Origin of the sequence: Endozoicomonas sp. 4G, from assembly GCF_023822025.1 — a bacterium.
Taxonomy (GTDB): Bacteria; Pseudomonadota; Gammaproteobacteria; order Pseudomonadales; family Endozoicomonadaceae; genus Endozoicomonas_A.
The window spans coordinates 5072203-5085904 of record NZ_CP082909.1 but is presented as its reverse complement, the minus strand read 5'-3'; the positions used below and the strand labels follow the sequence as shown (position 1 = coordinate 5085904).

At 49.6% G+C, this 13702-nt stretch carries 12 protein-coding genes, 2 tRNA genes and 1 rRNA gene; 6 read left to right on the top strand and 9 right to left on the bottom strand.

Annotation, left to right across the window (positions count from 1 at the left end; all coding sequences use genetic code 11):
• The first annotated feature begins 153 nt into the window (after window positions 1–153).
• A complete protein-coding gene (locus K7B67_RS20070; protein WP_252177627.1) occupies window positions 154–1017 on the top strand; it encodes a YicC/YloC family endoribonuclease in 864 nt (287 codons plus the stop codon).
• 120 nt (window positions 1018–1137) lie between these two features.
• On the opposite strand, the gene K7B67_RS20065 is transcribed toward K7B67_RS20070, so the two are convergent.
• From K7B67_RS20065 to epmB, 9 genes are all read right to left on the bottom strand, one after another.
• Complete coding sequence (locus K7B67_RS20065) at window positions 1138–1422, bottom strand: type II toxin-antitoxin system RelE/ParE family toxin (protein ID WP_252177626.1); 285 nt, start codon at window positions 1420–1422, stop codon at window positions 1138–1140.
• Window positions 1412–1666, bottom strand: a complete 255-nt coding sequence (locus tag K7B67_RS20060; RefSeq protein WP_252177625.1) for an antitoxin — start codon at window positions 1664–1666, stop codon at window positions 1412–1414. The genes K7B67_RS20065 and K7B67_RS20060 overlap by 11 nt, the downstream gene beginning before the upstream one ends.
• Window positions 1667–1773: 107 nt before the next feature.
• Complete coding sequence (locus K7B67_RS20055; protein WP_252177624.1) at window positions 1774–2853, bottom strand: DUF262 domain-containing protein; 1080 nt, start codon at window positions 2851–2853, stop codon at window positions 1774–1776.
• On the bottom strand, window positions 2854–3192 hold the full coding sequence (locus tag K7B67_RS20050; RefSeq protein ID WP_252177623.1) for an adenine-specific methyltransferase EcoRI family protein: 339 nt from the start codon (window positions 3190–3192) through the stop codon (window positions 2854–2856). It lies immediately after the preceding gene.
• A gap of 21 nt (window positions 3193–3213) precedes the next feature.
• Window positions 3214–4335 (bottom strand): transposase, encoded by a 1122-nt coding sequence (locus K7B67_RS20045; RefSeq protein WP_252177622.1) that lies wholly within the window; start codon window positions 4333–4335, stop codon window positions 3214–3216.
• A gap of 51 nt (window positions 4336–4386) precedes the next feature.
• Window positions 4387–5196, bottom strand: a complete 810-nt coding sequence (locus K7B67_RS20040) for an adenine-specific methyltransferase EcoRI family protein (RefSeq protein ID WP_252177621.1) — start codon at window positions 5194–5196, stop codon at window positions 4387–4389.
• An 876-nt stretch (window positions 5197–6072) separates the two neighbouring features.
• A complete protein-coding gene (locus K7B67_RS20035) occupies window positions 6073–6399 on the bottom strand; it encodes a hypothetical protein (protein ID WP_252177620.1) in 327 nt (108 codons plus the stop codon).
• A 70-nt stretch (window positions 6400–6469) separates the two neighbouring features.
• Window positions 6470–8149: a hypothetical protein gene (locus tag K7B67_RS20030; RefSeq protein ID WP_252177619.1), complete on the bottom strand. Its 1680-nt coding sequence runs from the start codon at window positions 8147–8149 to the stop codon at window positions 6470–6472.
• A gap of 93 nt (window positions 8150–8242) precedes the next feature.
• The gene (gene epmB / locus K7B67_RS20025) at window positions 8243–9310 is read right to left on the bottom strand and encodes an EF-P beta-lysylation protein EpmB (protein WP_252177618.1); all 1068 of its coding nucleotides are present in this window, start codon (window positions 9308–9310) and stop codon (window positions 8243–8245) included.
• 17 nt (window positions 9311–9327) lie between these two features.
• Between epmB and efp the strand changes: the two genes are divergently transcribed.
• The 5 genes from efp to K7B67_RS20000 all read left to right on the top strand — a co-directional run bounded on the left by efp (window position 9328) and on the right by K7B67_RS20000 (window position 13470).
• Window positions 9328–9897, top strand: coding sequence for an elongation factor P (gene efp, locus K7B67_RS20020; protein WP_252177617.1), 570 nt, complete (start codon window positions 9328–9330; stop codon window positions 9895–9897).
• Between the two features lie 138 nt (window positions 9898–10035).
• Window positions 10036–11025: an EF-P lysine aminoacylase EpmA gene (gene epmA, locus K7B67_RS20015; RefSeq protein ID WP_252177616.1), complete on the top strand. Its 990-nt coding sequence runs from the start codon at window positions 10036–10038 to the stop codon at window positions 11023–11025.
• A 593-nt stretch (window positions 11026–11618) separates the two neighbouring features.
• Window positions 11619–13160 (top strand): 16S ribosomal RNA (locus K7B67_RS20010).
• Window positions 13161–13300: 140 nt separating this feature from the next.
• Window positions 13301–13377: transfer RNA gene (locus K7B67_RS20005), tRNA-Ile, on the top strand.
• A gap of 17 nt (window positions 13378–13394) precedes the next feature.
• Window positions 13395–13470, top strand: a tRNA-Ala gene (locus tag K7B67_RS20000).
• Window positions 13471–13702 lie beyond the last annotated feature (232 nt).

Here is a 13702-nt window from a genome sequence, read left to right as displayed (position 1 = left end):
TTCTACCGCCAAGAATGTTAAAAGCGGAAGTATAACCAAGGCGGGCTAAGGGCTCTATGTTTCCTGTCAAATAACTGTTGATGGCTGGTAGCTCATCGGAGCTTGATACTGGTTGCTGTTGATGTATCCTGCAACATTTTGATAAGGAAACTTATGACTTCCAGTATGACGGCCTTTGCCCGTACTCAGATCCAGGAGGACTGGGGTAGCCTGGTGTGGGAAATTCGTTCAGTTAACCATCGCTATCTGGAGCCTCATTTTCGTCTGCCAGAAGCGGTTAGGGAAGTAGAACCAGCGTTGCGGGAGGCGTTGAGAAAGCACTTGCACAGGGGCAAGGTGGAATGTTCCTTAAAGTTGCAACTGGCAGAAGGTCAGCAGCAACTGAGCGTCAATGAATCGGCCCTGGAAGCCCTGCAATCGGTGGTCAATAAAGTTGAAACCTACTTTATCAATGCTTCTGGCGTAAACCCTCTGGAAGTCCTGCAATGGCCCGGCATTATGGACAATAAAGAGGCCAATATGGCTCCGGTTCATGCCGCGGCCATCAAAGCTTTTGAAGAGGCTCTGCTGCAACTGTCGGACTCCCGTCGCAGAGAAGGCGCCGAGCTGGAGAAATTCATCCGGTTAAGACTGGAAGGTGTGACCGGAGAGGTCGAGAGCGTGCGTTCGATTCTCCCTGATTTACTGGAGTCCCAGAGACAGAAAATCATGGATCGCCTGAAAGAAGCCAAAGCTGAACTGGATCCTGATCGACTGGAACAGGAGTTGGTGATTCTGGCTCAGAAAATGGACGTTGATGAAGAGCTGGATCGGTTATCCACCCACGTTTCTGAAGTTAAACACACCCTGGGCAAGAAAGGCGCTATCGGGCGCCGTCTTGATTTTCTGATGCAGGAACTCAACCGGGAAGCCAATACGCTGTCGTCAAAATCCATTAACGCTGGTCTGACACAGAGTGCTGTTAACCTTAAGGTGTTGGTTGAGCAGATGAGGGAGCAGGTGCAGAATATCGAATGATTAGTGCCGTGGCTTCATTAGGAAAGGTGGGGTGAGTTCACCCCATCATTTAAGGCTGAGCTGAGACATCCCGCAAAGCACCCGCTCCTGGGAGCGGTAAGCGTTGTTGGGGAAGGTGGGTTAAAGACGCCTCTGCGCTTCCCGGTAAACTTTCTGGCGATCGCGTTTGCCCACAGCAATAACAACAATCACAATCTCTTTGTCCCGCACTTCATAAACCAGCCGGAAGCCGGAAGAACGTAATTTTATCTTGTAACAGTTCTTTATATCTCTGAGTCGAGCCGATTGCACTTTAGGCGATCGTCGTCGTTCATCAAGTTTTTTCCTGAACTGATCCCGAAGGCTCTGGTCAAGCTGGCGCCACTCTTTCAGAGCTTCTTCCTTGAAGATCAGCTCATAAGTCATCGAGGTCTACCGGGATTTCTTTCTGGTTTTTGCGCTCCTCAACCAGCCTGGCCAGTTCGATGTCTTCCAGCTGATCCAGTACCGCTTCCCAGACGACAGAGGGTACGCAGTAAAAAGCAGGTTCATTGCGGTTCAGAACAGCCACCGGCTGGCCCCCTCCCTGATGAATGACGGCCATGGGATTTTTTTTGAATTCGCTGATACTGGTCGCCATATCGGCCAGTACGGGATGAACATTTGGCATGTTGAACCTCCATAAAGCTCTTTTAACAGAGCTAATCATAGACCATTAAGAAGAAAAAAATGGATCATTTACAGGAAAAAACGGAAAGCGAACCGGACGATAGTGACTCAGTGGTTGGACTTTCTGCGATTGCATTCCCGGCAAAGCACCTGGCCATTATCCAGCTCTGTCTTGCCGCCCTCGGACCACGGGGTGATGTGATCGGCTTCCATCTGGTCGATATCGAAAGGCTCTTTACACTCGGTACAGATACCTTTCTGGCGTTCAAAAAGCGTTCGTTTCTGGCTATCCGTAAAGGCTCGCAGGTTCAGGTGTTTTTCGTTGCCGGTCAGTAAGTATTGATAGACGCCTTTTTTAATGGCCACTTCATCATCGGCCATCAGTCTGCTTGTCTCACTCTCCAGGTGAGTCGGATCGAGGATGTCATCTTTGTGGGCGTTATAGAAATCACCCCAGGCAAGACCCTTCATCTCTTTGCGATAGGCCGGGAAGGTAGCCTTTACCCAGGCAATCACTTGCTGAAAATAAAGCCATAAATCTTTGGCGCTCTTATCATGTTGATGCTTGGCCATGTACCCTTCGATGTCACCCTTGCTTAACCATTTAACGGCAGTTTGCAGGTAATCCTGCCGAATGGGGGAGCCCTTCATATAGTCTTTCGCCAGTTGCCAGGCGGAGCACTGGTTTTTGGAAAAGAAGCGTTTAGCGTCCATCGTCCAGGAACCGGCATAAACCGCATTGCGTAACTCCTGATCGGTTAATTGTTCGCCTGCGATGTTGATGGTGCGAAACCAGTCCAGCTTTTCGCTGGGGGTGCCCTGGCACTGGTACACGGTCAGTTCGTAATTGAGAATGTCGTCCTGCTCATTCGATTGAAGGTTGTGAAAGTAGCGCTCCTTATAAGCAAAGACCCCGTCCACGTACTGGCAAATCGAAACGATGCGCTGCTGGCCGTCGATGACCTCGAAGCCATCGTTGGTTACTGCCCAGTAGATGGTGTTAAGCGGGAAGTCTTTGGTCACGGTATCAATAACCGCCTCCCGCTGTTTTTCGTTGTAGACAAACTCACGCTGGAAGGGTGGGCGGATATTCACTTTGCCTGCGAAGCCGATGACACCGGCTTCCTGGTTGTCTTGGTAATCTTGGGTCAATTCACGGATAGTGATGTGCTTTAGGGTGATGTCCATTTATGCGACCTTGGCCAGGGGTTTGCGGTGGCGGATGAACAGCCGTGTGTAAACCCCCTTGCCATTGATAACAGGGGCATCTCGACGATCATGGGGTAAATAAAGATGGTTAATTAAACCGTCCCCGCCTCGGTCTGAAGTGCCTATGATTTCAAATTGTTCTGGGTTGTACTTGTTCAGGAATGTGACTGGAACTCCCATGACCCCATCGTAATCCGCGGGAATGTCCTTAACGAATGGCACTTCAATGGCATCGTAATTGTCATAGCGCGGCTGACACTCCCCGCCCTTTCGGGCGAGGGTTCTTAGATCGCTCCAAGAACCTTCCTGCTTCGTCACGCCTTCCCTAGGTAGGGGCTTTTAAGCCTCTACCCCCGTTCCAGTCGCTCCACAGGCTAACCCCGCCAGTCCGGCGGTTTTGATATTCTTCGCTGCGTTAATGTCCCTGTCGTGATGGGTTTTGCATTCCGGGCATTCCCATTCACGAATAGACAACGGCAGACTTTCATGGACAAATCCGCAACTGGAACAGCGTTTAGAGCTTGGAAAGAAACGGTCTATCTTAACCAGACCTCTACCCGCCCAATCAGCCTTGTATTTCAACTGACGGACAAACTCTCCCCAGTTTGCATCGGCTATATGCTTTGCCAGCTTTGGATTTTTGATCATGCCCTTCACGTTCAGAGACTCTACGCAAACAACTTGGTTCTCGTTAATGAGTTTGCGTGATGCCTGGTGGGTGGCATCCATCCGACAATCGGCAATCTTGGCATGAAGTCGTGCAACCTTGAGCTTTGCTTTGGCTCTGTTGCTACTGCCTTTTTGCTTTTTTGACATCTGACGCTGAAGATAGGCGAGCTTTATCTCGTAGCGTTTGGTGTGCCTTGGGTTACCGGATTTTTCACCCTCTGAAGTGATGAACAGATCATTCAAACCTAAATCAATGCCTACTGTCTTGTTACTAATAGGCATTGGTTTAGCTTCAAACTCACACAGCATGGACACAAAGTACCGGCCTGCCCGATCTTTGATGATGGTGATACTTGAAGGATCAGAAGACAGCGGTCGGCTCCACCGGATATTCAGCGGATCTTTGCTTTTGGCAATGAAAAGCTGACCATCTTTGTATCTGAAAGCGGCCTTTGTTAGCCGGATACTTTGTCTTGAGTGTCTTTTCTTGAATTTAGGGTATTTGGCTTTTCCATTACAAAATTTCTTGAAAGCCTCTTGCTGATCTCTAAGCTTTTGTTGAAGAATCACGCTGGATACATCAGCCAGAAATGGAAACTCTGTCTTGAGCGAGACAAGCCTTTTTTCTACCTCAGAGTGGGATATGGATTTCCCGTCTTTGTAGTAGGCATCAGTGCGAAAACGAAGCGTATTGTTATAAACAAATCGAGCACAACCAAACGACTGAGCAAGTAGCTGAGTTTGCCCAGGTGTTGGGTAGAATCGTTCTTTGTAGGCTCGCTTAGTCTTCATGCGAAATATTTTACAGAAAGCATTGCCTTTCGTAAACCTTGATGTTTATTATCAGTCCTGCGGACTGACCGCTTGTATCACCGCCCGATTGGGCGATGCTTTACGCGGGAATTGGTAAGTGATCTCATTGCCGGAATACTGTTTCACCAAGATCAACTGCTCATTGCGGTTTTTATGCTTGAGGTTGGTATACCAGCACATATTGCCCAAACTTCGCCATTTCTGACCGTCTTCGTCTTGCCAATAACGCGTTTTACGGGGTTCGTAGTAATCCGGCACTTTAAACCGCATGTCACCGTTTTTGATACCAAGCCAGAGCTCATTATTTTTAATAAGGGGGAAAACTTGTTTGTAGCTAATCGCGTTCTGATTGCCGACAATGATGAACTTTTTTCTGGCCTGAACCAGCTGCGAGACATATTCCCTGAACAGGGAAAAAGGTGGATTAGTGACGACAATGTCAGCCTCTCTCAACAAGGCAATACATTCAGGACTGCGAAAGTCGCCGTCACCCTTGAGGTGTGTTACACCAATATCGTCAGGTCCCGGCAGGCTATTGGCTGCACCACCCGTGTATTCCAACTTGATGGCCTGGGCTGAATCGTTCTGGCTGAATTGCTTCACCTGCTGACTCTTGTAGCATGTGGTAATCAGCTTTTTTAGCTTCAGGAACTCAAAATTCTTGGAAAAGTACTCAAAGAAAGCACTGATATAAGGGTCGTCGCAGTTGCAGTACACCACCTTGTTTTTGAAGTGGTTTCGGTAGTGCTTCATCTCCTTTTCGATATCGGTAAGTTGCGTATAGAACTCATCGTTCTTTTCCTGCTTTGCTTTATTCAAGCCGTTGTTTTCGTTTGGCATCCTTGCCTCGATACGGGTTGGTCCTTGCCTGTACTGCCTGAGATCTGATTATGCTTTGTATCGTTTGATGACGGGAATAGCTTGAGTGTTGAATAAGCCGGAATCCAGTTTCATGTATTACACTTCACTCCTTTAGTACACTGAAGCAGGTTACGTATGGGGCTTAGATTTCATCCCGAACAGGGGACTGTTGTTATTTGTGATTTCAAAGGGTTCGTTCCACCGGAAATGGTTAAGCGCAGGCCTGCAGTAGTCGTGTCACCAAGGCTTCGCCACAGAAGTGGCCTTTGCACAGTTGTACCCCTGAGTACAACAGCTCCTAATGAGGTAGCGCCTTACCATTTTAAGCTCCATTTCACCCCAGTCCTCCCAAAGCCGTACAATGCCGATTTTCACTGGGTCAAAGCCGACATGATCTATACAGTGTCCTTTGACCGACTGTTTATACCGTTTGAGGGTAAGGATGCGTCTGGGCGCAGGCAGTATGATGTACGTGTGATAGACAAGGCGGATCTTCTTAAAATCCAGCAATGCATGCTGAATGGCCTCGGTTTAACCGCTTTGACAGACTATTTGTAAGTGTCTATAGTTCACTTGTCCCCGCTCTGCTCAGGCATCGGGCTTAAGTCCTCCCCGGAGGCCGTCATACGCAGGAGATTGCAATCCGGTATGCCGCCTAAAAGGCTCTGCGCTTGCGTAGAGCCTTTTGCTTTTTTGGCTCCCGGTTACGTCCCTTCCTGAAGTCTTGATTGAAAGTAGCCCTGTTAACCCCGGACACTGAACCCTCCCCAACAACGTATCAACCCCCTTCACCGTTTTCGGCGACAATTCATGCACTGGCGTCTGCTCTTTTTGCCCCCCAGCTTTCCGTGGGCTTCAGTCGTCTTCCGAGTCCGACGACATCCTATTAATTTTATCCATCGATATAGACTGCCAGTGCGGGCAACCCGTATATCGCCAGTTCCGTATGATGCCTTTGGAGGAAGTGGTAAACGACTGTCGACAGGTGCTCATCAGGTAGGCTGAGCCCCAGTTAGAGACCCAGCTATAAACGCTCTGACCATCTTCCAGTTGCAGCATGGAGCTGGGAGCTCCCCAATAACGGATCACTTCCTCTATGTGGCGACCCTGCCAGGAGTGCATGGTTTCCTGTGTGGTGGTGCAGCCTGTCAGAAGGAAGATAAAAAGTAGTAAATACTTCAAAGAATGTTTGCTGAACACCCGCCTGCCTTGCTTCGATCTATAGGGTTGAATCGAAGAAGTATAGAAGCGATTAGTACTGATCTTCCAGCAGTCGAAATTTGAACTGCCTGTAGCCTGGTGAGCTGGAGACGCACTCCAGCAGTTGCCCTTTTCGGATCTTGCCTCCCTGAAGCAGAGTGAATTTCAGTCCGCTTTTGAAGGACACCCTGGGTGTTATCAAGGTAGACGTGTCATTCACGGGGGGCATAACCGGCAAAAGGAATGCTCTTTGGTAGTGCGTTGCGTCGACATTTTTTTTCAGAGGTGTGAGCGCACAGGGTTTGGTTGAGGCGGACAGAAGCTCCAGACCTATAAGCAGATCTTTTTGATCATTCACCTGAACCCAACGCACTGCGGCCAGTAACCAGTTTTTCTGGCCGGGTTCCCGGATGGCCAGCAGCTCTCCAGTGTGCAGTTGGTGTTCAAGGTCACTACGGGTGCTCAGGCAGTAACCCCCTGCGCAGGTGTTGATGATTGAGCACTTATAAGTGGGATACAGGCTGCCCTGGTCGTCAGGCTGCTGGGTAAAGTGTACCGGTGAAGTGCTTGTGGACATTTTGGTATCTTCATCCGTATGGGCATCATGGGCCTCGGACCAGGCATCACTGCTGTCGTTGGAAGAGAAGGTGCTCTTGCCGGATTTGTTCTGGGCAATATGTCCGGAAACCATCTCATCAAACGTCTGTTGATCGTGCAGGAAGTAATGAACCGCACTGAAGCCAAAACAGATTTCACAAGAATCTGAGCTGCTCTGACGTTGGTGCTTTCGTTGTTCGGGCAGGCTCCAGGCAGTGGTCAGATGATCAATGACCCGTTTTGTCAGAGCCCCGGGTTTTTCTTCCGAGACTGATGCGCTGAGCTTTTTCAGGTGCGCACTCAGCAGTCTGGAATCCAGAGCCAGAAGGTGATCATTTTTTTCTCCTTCCAACAGCGAGCTGTAGAGTAGCCCTTCGTCAGAATCCAGATTGACCACAAAATGTGACCGGCTGTTTTCTACCGGCTCGAGTTTGCTGTGGGGTGCCCATAGACAGAGTGCTTTGAAAATCTGTCGGATTTCCTGAGGTCTCAACTGGTTGGATCGGGACCGACTGAGTAGCAAAGCTCGCTTATAAAGATCTGAAAGAGATAATTTTCTGGCTTTGGTGGTGATGGGGTCCTCAAGACTGAAGGTTTTCAGATTTTGTCCGCGGGCAGTGAAGTACAGCGTGTGCATTTCCAGCCATACGCGTTCGGGGACAGGTCGATAATACTCGCAGGTAAAGAGCAGAATAGAAGCACTTTCAGCCAGCGACCGGTGTAATGCGGCAGCCAGGGGGCTGGAAGGGTCCTGTTGGCTCTGGCTGCTGCGGACAACCACTTTATAGACTTTTAACAGCCTGAGAAGCAGCTTCAGGCAGTTGTTGTACTCTTCTTGCTGAGCATCATTAAAGGTGACGATATTTTTCAGAGCCTGGTTTTGACTCTGATGGATCAGAAAATAAACGACAGGTCTAAACTGTTCGACCAGAGACCATTGGAGAGAAGGTTGTACTTTAAGGCGAGCTAGCTCTTCCAGTGCCTGCCCTATTGATTTAAACGACAGTGGTCTATTGGTTTTAGGCAGCTCACTGAGCCATTGATGAACCGCGTGCACATCCGTCTGGCTGAACGATAAACTGTTCAGGCTTTGAGACGGAAGCTGCAGCGGAATCCTTTCATTCTGTACGTCCATGAAATCATCCTGATTATCTGTCCGTTAAAAATAGCTTTGGACCAGACTCTATACTATGACCACAGGCTTAAAGAATCCAGTGTGGCAAGCAGGCTAATTGACCGGTATGGGGGTTTTGCTGGCTGCGCCTGCTACTTCCCTGACCAGTCTTGGGACCAGGTAACCGGGGCATGTTTGCATCAGCTCATTAATGAGCAGCCTGGCTTTCTCATCCGTGACTTCAAAGTGAGCAGCACCCTTAACCCGATCCAGAAGATGCAGGTAATAAGGCAGTACTCCGGCATTAAAGAGCGTCTGGCTCAGATCGGCCAGTGACTTCGAGTCATCATTAATGTCTTTAAGCAACACCGTCTGGTTCAGTAATATTGCTCCCGCCTGCCTTAGTTTTTGCAGTGCCTGTTCAACCTGTTCATCGATCTCATTGGCATGGTTGCAATGAATCACCATAACGGGTTTAAGCCTTCCGCCACAAAACCACTGGAGCATTTCCCCGGTGACTCTCTGGGGAATGACGATGGGCAGGCGGGTGTGTATTCGCAGCGTTTTTACATGGGGAATATCGGACAACGTGTCCACCATGCGGGCAAGGCGACTATCTGTGGCAGCCAGTGGATCTCCGCCACTTAATATGACCTCGTGAATACTTTTTTCTGAGCGAATGTATTCCACCGCTTCTGTCCAGCTGTCTCCACTCAGCTGGTTGTCTCCATAAGGGAAATGTCGCCGAAAGCAAAAGCGGCAGTTGACGGCGCAGGCTCCGCTGGTGATCAGAAGCAGTCGTCCCTGGTATTTATGAATAATGCCCCGGCTCGGGTTCTGGGACTGTTCTGCCAGAGGGTCGAGACTGAATCCACTGACTTCCTCACACTCTTCTCCCAGGGGCAAAACTTGCCTGAGCAATGGATCGTACTGGTCACCTCTGGTCATCCGGTCTATATAAGGACGTGGAATTCGCATACTGAAAGATTTATTGCCCCTGACGGCTCCTGGCAACAGAGTCTTTGGAAGGTTCAGAATGTTGAGCAGTGCTTCAGGGTCGGTGACTGAATCGGCCAGCACTTTTTTCCAGTTCTCTGGCTGTTCTTCTGGAAGCAAAAGACGGGTTGATAGCTTATCAGTATGCACACCGCCCTCGTAACGGGTTATCATAGGGGTTTTCATTTTGCTGGTAGTGTCCGATGGCTAGTTATAGTACCAACGAGTTTCGTTCAGGTCTCAAAGTGATGCTGGAAGGTGATCCCTGCGTCATCATCGAGAACGAGTTTGTAAAACCGGGTAAGGGTCAGGCCTTTAACCGGGTTAAGTTTCGCAACCTGATGAGCAACCGTGTCTGGGAGCGTACCTTCAAGTCAGGTGAAAGCATCGAAGCTGCAGATGTGATGGACTACGACATGGAGTACCTGTACACCGACGGTGAATTCTGGCACTTCATGATGACTGATGGTTCTTTCGAGCAGCACGCTGCCAGCAAAGAAGCGGTGGGTGACACCCTCGATTGGCTTAAAGAGCAGGAAGTATACTCTGTAACTCTGTATAACGGATCCCCTCTTTCTGTGTCGGCACCTAACTTTGTGGAACTGGAAGTGATTGAAACCGATCCGGGCCTGAAAGGTGATACCGCTCAGGGGGGCTCCAAGCCAGCTAAACTGAGCACCGGCGCTTCTGTGAAAGTGCCTCTGTTTATCACTGAAGGTGAAGTTCTGAAAATCGATACTCGTACCGGTGAGTACGTGGGTCGTGTGAAGTAATTGTCCCTTTCCTCCAGTCCCTGGCTGGAGGGTTTTTTTGCTGACTCCTGTCTGCTGCGATCCTTCCCTGCTTTACCTTGATTAGCTCCCCGCGAAAGCTAAGATGTGATTCATTTTGACCCATGGAGTACCACTTGCATGTCATCTGATAACTGGAAACCCTCTGCCTCAATGTCGACATTGCAGGAAAGGGCGCGGCTATTTAGCAGAATCCGACATTATTTTGATGAGCAGCAAGTGATGGAAGTGGACACCCCGATGCTTTCTGCCAGCGCGACGGTGGATCTTCACATCGACAGTTTTGTCACCACCTTTCTTCCCATCGGTGGAGGTAGTGAGAAATCCTGCTACCTGCATACATCACCGGAGTTTCCAATGAAAAGGCTTCTGGCTGCCGGCAGTGGCGATATTTATTCCCTGGGTCGGGTGTTCCGCAATGGTGAAGCGGGTGGGCGGCACAATCCTGAGTTCACCATGCTTGAGTACTACCGGCTGGGAATGGATCAGCATCAGTTAATGGACGATATGACCTTGCTGTTATCTTCAGTTGCAGCCTTTAAAGAAATGGGGAGAGTCAGCTATGGCGACGTTTTTCAGAAAAAGCTGGGGTTGAATCCCCATACGGCATCGGATGAAGTGCTTTCTGCGCTGGTCAAAAAACATGTGGATAAGGGGCTGTCAGGTCTGGAAAGAAATGACTGCCTCGATGCGTTGTTTTCAAAAATGATCGAACCTGAGCTGGGTGTGAGTGAAGGCGGTGCACTCAACGGGGTTTATGTTTACGACTACCCTGCCAGTATGGCTGCTCTGGCGAGACTTCATAGCAATAGTCAGGGTGACCAGGTGGCTGCGCGATTCGAGCTTTTTATTAACGGTGTTGAGCTGGCTAATGGTTATCACGAACTGACCCATGGCGAAGAGCAGCAGGCTCGTTTCAAGGCGGAGCAGACTAAACGTAAGGAACAGGGCAGGCCTGTTTACCCCTACGACCATAACCTGGTTGAAGGTTTGAGATCAGGTATGCCCGATTGCGCTGGCGTTGCCATGGGGCTCGATCGCCTGCTGATGTTAATGCTGAATAAAAAGCAGATTGCAGATGTTATTGCGTTCGATTTCTTCAGGGCTTGAACCAACTGATTGTCGGGCAGGTTTATAAGCGATATTTGTCGTTTAATCATGGAGTCGTTGCATAAGCACCAGCGAGTATTAGGTATTAACCCTCTATTGCCATAATGGGTTTCAGACGTATAATTCGCTCCACTTCTTCGGCGCAATATCCCATTACTGGCAAACACAGCGCAATCAATAAAATATTGATTGACAGTTTCGCTTTGAAATGTAGAATGCGCCGCCGCTGAACGGGAAAAGCAGCACTGATTAAGTATCAGCGTTCGCCAGTTTGGTGGGTTGGAAAGCGGTTTTGTTTCTTCAGTAGAAGCAGTGCTTGACAACGAAAATGGTCGCGGTAATATAGCGGCCTCGCTGAACGGCACTGACTGCTGATTCAGCCGGTTAAAACCTTATTGTTTTAACTCAGTTCTTTAACAAATTATCAGACAATTCGTGTGGGCGCTTGTGCGAATGGCATCGGTCAACAGAGCTTTGCTCTGGAATGATTTAAATGCTGATCAAGCAAGTGAACATACCTGTAATTCATGTACGTTTAATTGCAAATGATTGAGCAGTTAGCTTGTTCTTCGGGACAGCTGACAAAACGATTTAAACTGAAGAGTTTGATCATGGCTCAGATTGAACGCTGGCGGCAGGCCTAACACATGCAAGTCGAGCGGTAACAGGACTAGCTTGCTAGTTGCTGACGAGCGGCGGACGGGTGCGTAACACGTAGGAATCTGCCCGGTAGTGGGGGATAGCCCGGAGAAATCCGGATTAATACCGCATACGCCTTAAGAGGGAAAGCAGGGGATTCTTCGGAACCTTGCGCTATCGGATGAGCCTGCGTCGGATTAGCTGGTTGGTGGGGTAAAGGCCTACCAAGGCGACGATCCGTAGCTGGTCTGAGAGGATGATCAGCCACACTGGGACTGAGACACGGCCCAGACTCCTACGGGAGGCAGCAGTGGGGAATATTGCACAATGGGCGAAAGCCTGATGCAGCCATGCCGCGTGTGTGAAGAAGGCCCTAGGGTTGTAAAGCACTTTCAGCGAGGAGGAAAGGTTCAAGGTTAATACCCTTGAGCTGTGACGTTACTCGCAGAAGAAGCACCGGCTAACTCCGTGCCAGCAGCCGCGGTAATACGGAGGGTGCGAGCGTTAATCGGAATTACTGGGCGTAAAGCGTGCGTAGGCGGCTTGTTAAGTTGGATGTGAAAGCCCCGGGCTTAACCTGGGAATTGCATCCAAAACTGGCAAGCTAGAGTGCGGAAGAGGAGTGTGGAATTTCCTGTGTAGCGGTGAAATGCGTAGATATAGGAAGGAACACCAGTGGCGAAGGCGACACTCTGGTCTGACACTGACGCTGAGGTACGAAAGCGTGGGGAGCAAACAGGATTAGATACCCTGGTAGTCCACGCCGTAAACGATGTCTACTAGTCGTCGGGGATCTTGCATTCCTGGTGACGCAGCTAACGCGATAAGTAGACCGCCTGGGGAGTACGGCCGCAAGGTTAAAACTCAAATGAATTGACGGGGGCCCGCACAAGCGGTGGAGCATGTGGTTTAATTCGAAGCAACGCGAAGAACCTTACCTGGCCTTGACATCCTGCGAACCCTTTAGAGATAGAGGGGTGCCTTCGGGAACGCAGTGACAGGTGCTGCATGGCTGTCGTCAGCTCGTGTCGTGAGATGTTGGGTTAAGTCCCGCAACGAGCGCAACCCTTATCCTCAGTTACCAGCGATTCGGTCGGGCACTCTGGGGAGACTGCCGGTGACAAACCGGAGGAAGGTGGGGACGACGTCAAGTCATCATGGCCCTTACGGCCAGGGCTACACACGTGCTACAATGGTGCATACAGACGGTTGCCAAGCCGCGAGGTGGAGCTAATCTGAGAAAGTGCATCGTAGTCCGGATTGGAGTCTGCAACTCGACTCCATGAAGTCGGAATCGCTAGTAATCGTGAATCAGAATGTCACGGTGAATACGTTCCCGGGCCTTGTACACACCGCCCGTCACACCATGGGAGTGGGTTGCTCCAGAAGTAGCTAGCTTAACCTTCGGGAGAGCGGTTACCACGGAGTGATTCATGACTGGGGTGAAGTCGTAACAAGGTAGCCCTAGGGGAACCTGGGGCTGGATCACCTCCTTAAACGACGACCGACCTTTCATAAGCGTTCACACGAATTGTTTGATAACACCAACGACGAAAGTCGTCTGGTGTTGTTTTGTTCTTTAAAAAGTGTGTTTAATGAATCGGTTGTTTTAGCATTGCGCTGAACCAACAGGATTGGGTCTGTAGCTCAGTTGGTTAGAGCGCACCCCTGATAAGGGTGAGGTCGGCAGTTCGAGTCTGCCCAGACCCACCAATCATGATTCGGGATATGGGGCTATAGCTCAGCTGGGAGAGCGCCTGCTTTGCACGCAGGAGGTCAGCGGTTCGATCCCGCTTAGCTCCACCATTAATCCGGACAACCCATTCATTAAGCGTATTTTGCTTCATTGTCCCCTTCTTTAACGGGAAGCGGATAATGCGATCTTTAACAATGTGGAATCCAAACTTAAATTAAGCTGAGTTGATTTAAAAGACGTTAGTCTTTTAATGAAATTCTTGCTGAGACACTCTCAAGTTATTTGCCGAAAGGTAATAGCTAATGTGTATGGCGTTCAGTTGTCAGTGGTCAGTTAACAGTG

Excerpts from the sequence above, each read along its gene's own strand:
- K7B67_RS20070 (WP_252177627.1), top strand. The coding sequence starts at position 154 with ATGACTTCCAGTATGACGGCCTTTGCCCGTACTCAGATCCAGGAGGAC.
- K7B67_RS20065 (WP_252177626.1), bottom strand. The coding sequence starts at position 1,422 with ATGACTTATGAGCTGATCTTCAAGGAAGAAGCTCTGAAAGAGTGGCGC.
- K7B67_RS20060 (WP_252177625.1), bottom strand. The coding sequence starts at position 1,666 with ATGCCAAATGTTCATCCCGTACTGGCCGATATGGCGACCAGTATCAGC.
- K7B67_RS20055 (WP_252177624.1), bottom strand. The coding sequence starts at position 2,853 with ATGGACATCACCCTAAAGCACATCACTATCCGTGAATTGACCCAAGAT.
- K7B67_RS20045 (WP_252177622.1), bottom strand. The coding sequence starts at position 4,335 with ATGAAGACTAAGCGAGCCTACAAAGAACGATTCTACCCAACACCTGGG.
- K7B67_RS20040 (WP_252177621.1), bottom strand. The coding sequence starts at position 5,196 with ATGCCAAACGAAAACAACGGCTTGAATAAAGCAAAGCAGGAAAAGAAC.
- K7B67_RS20030 (WP_252177619.1), bottom strand. The coding sequence starts at position 8,149 with ATGGACGTACAGAATGAAAGGATTCCGCTGCAGCTTCCGTCTCAAAGC.
- epmB (WP_252177618.1), bottom strand. The coding sequence starts at position 9,310 with ATGAAAACCCCTATGATAACCCGTTACGAGGGCGGTGTGCATACTGAT.
- efp (WP_252177617.1), top strand. The coding sequence starts at position 9,328 with ATGGCTAGTTATAGTACCAACGAGTTTCGTTCAGGTCTCAAAGTGATG.
- epmA (WP_252177616.1), top strand. The coding sequence starts at position 10,036 with ATGTCATCTGATAACTGGAAACCCTCTGCCTCAATGTCGACATTGCAG.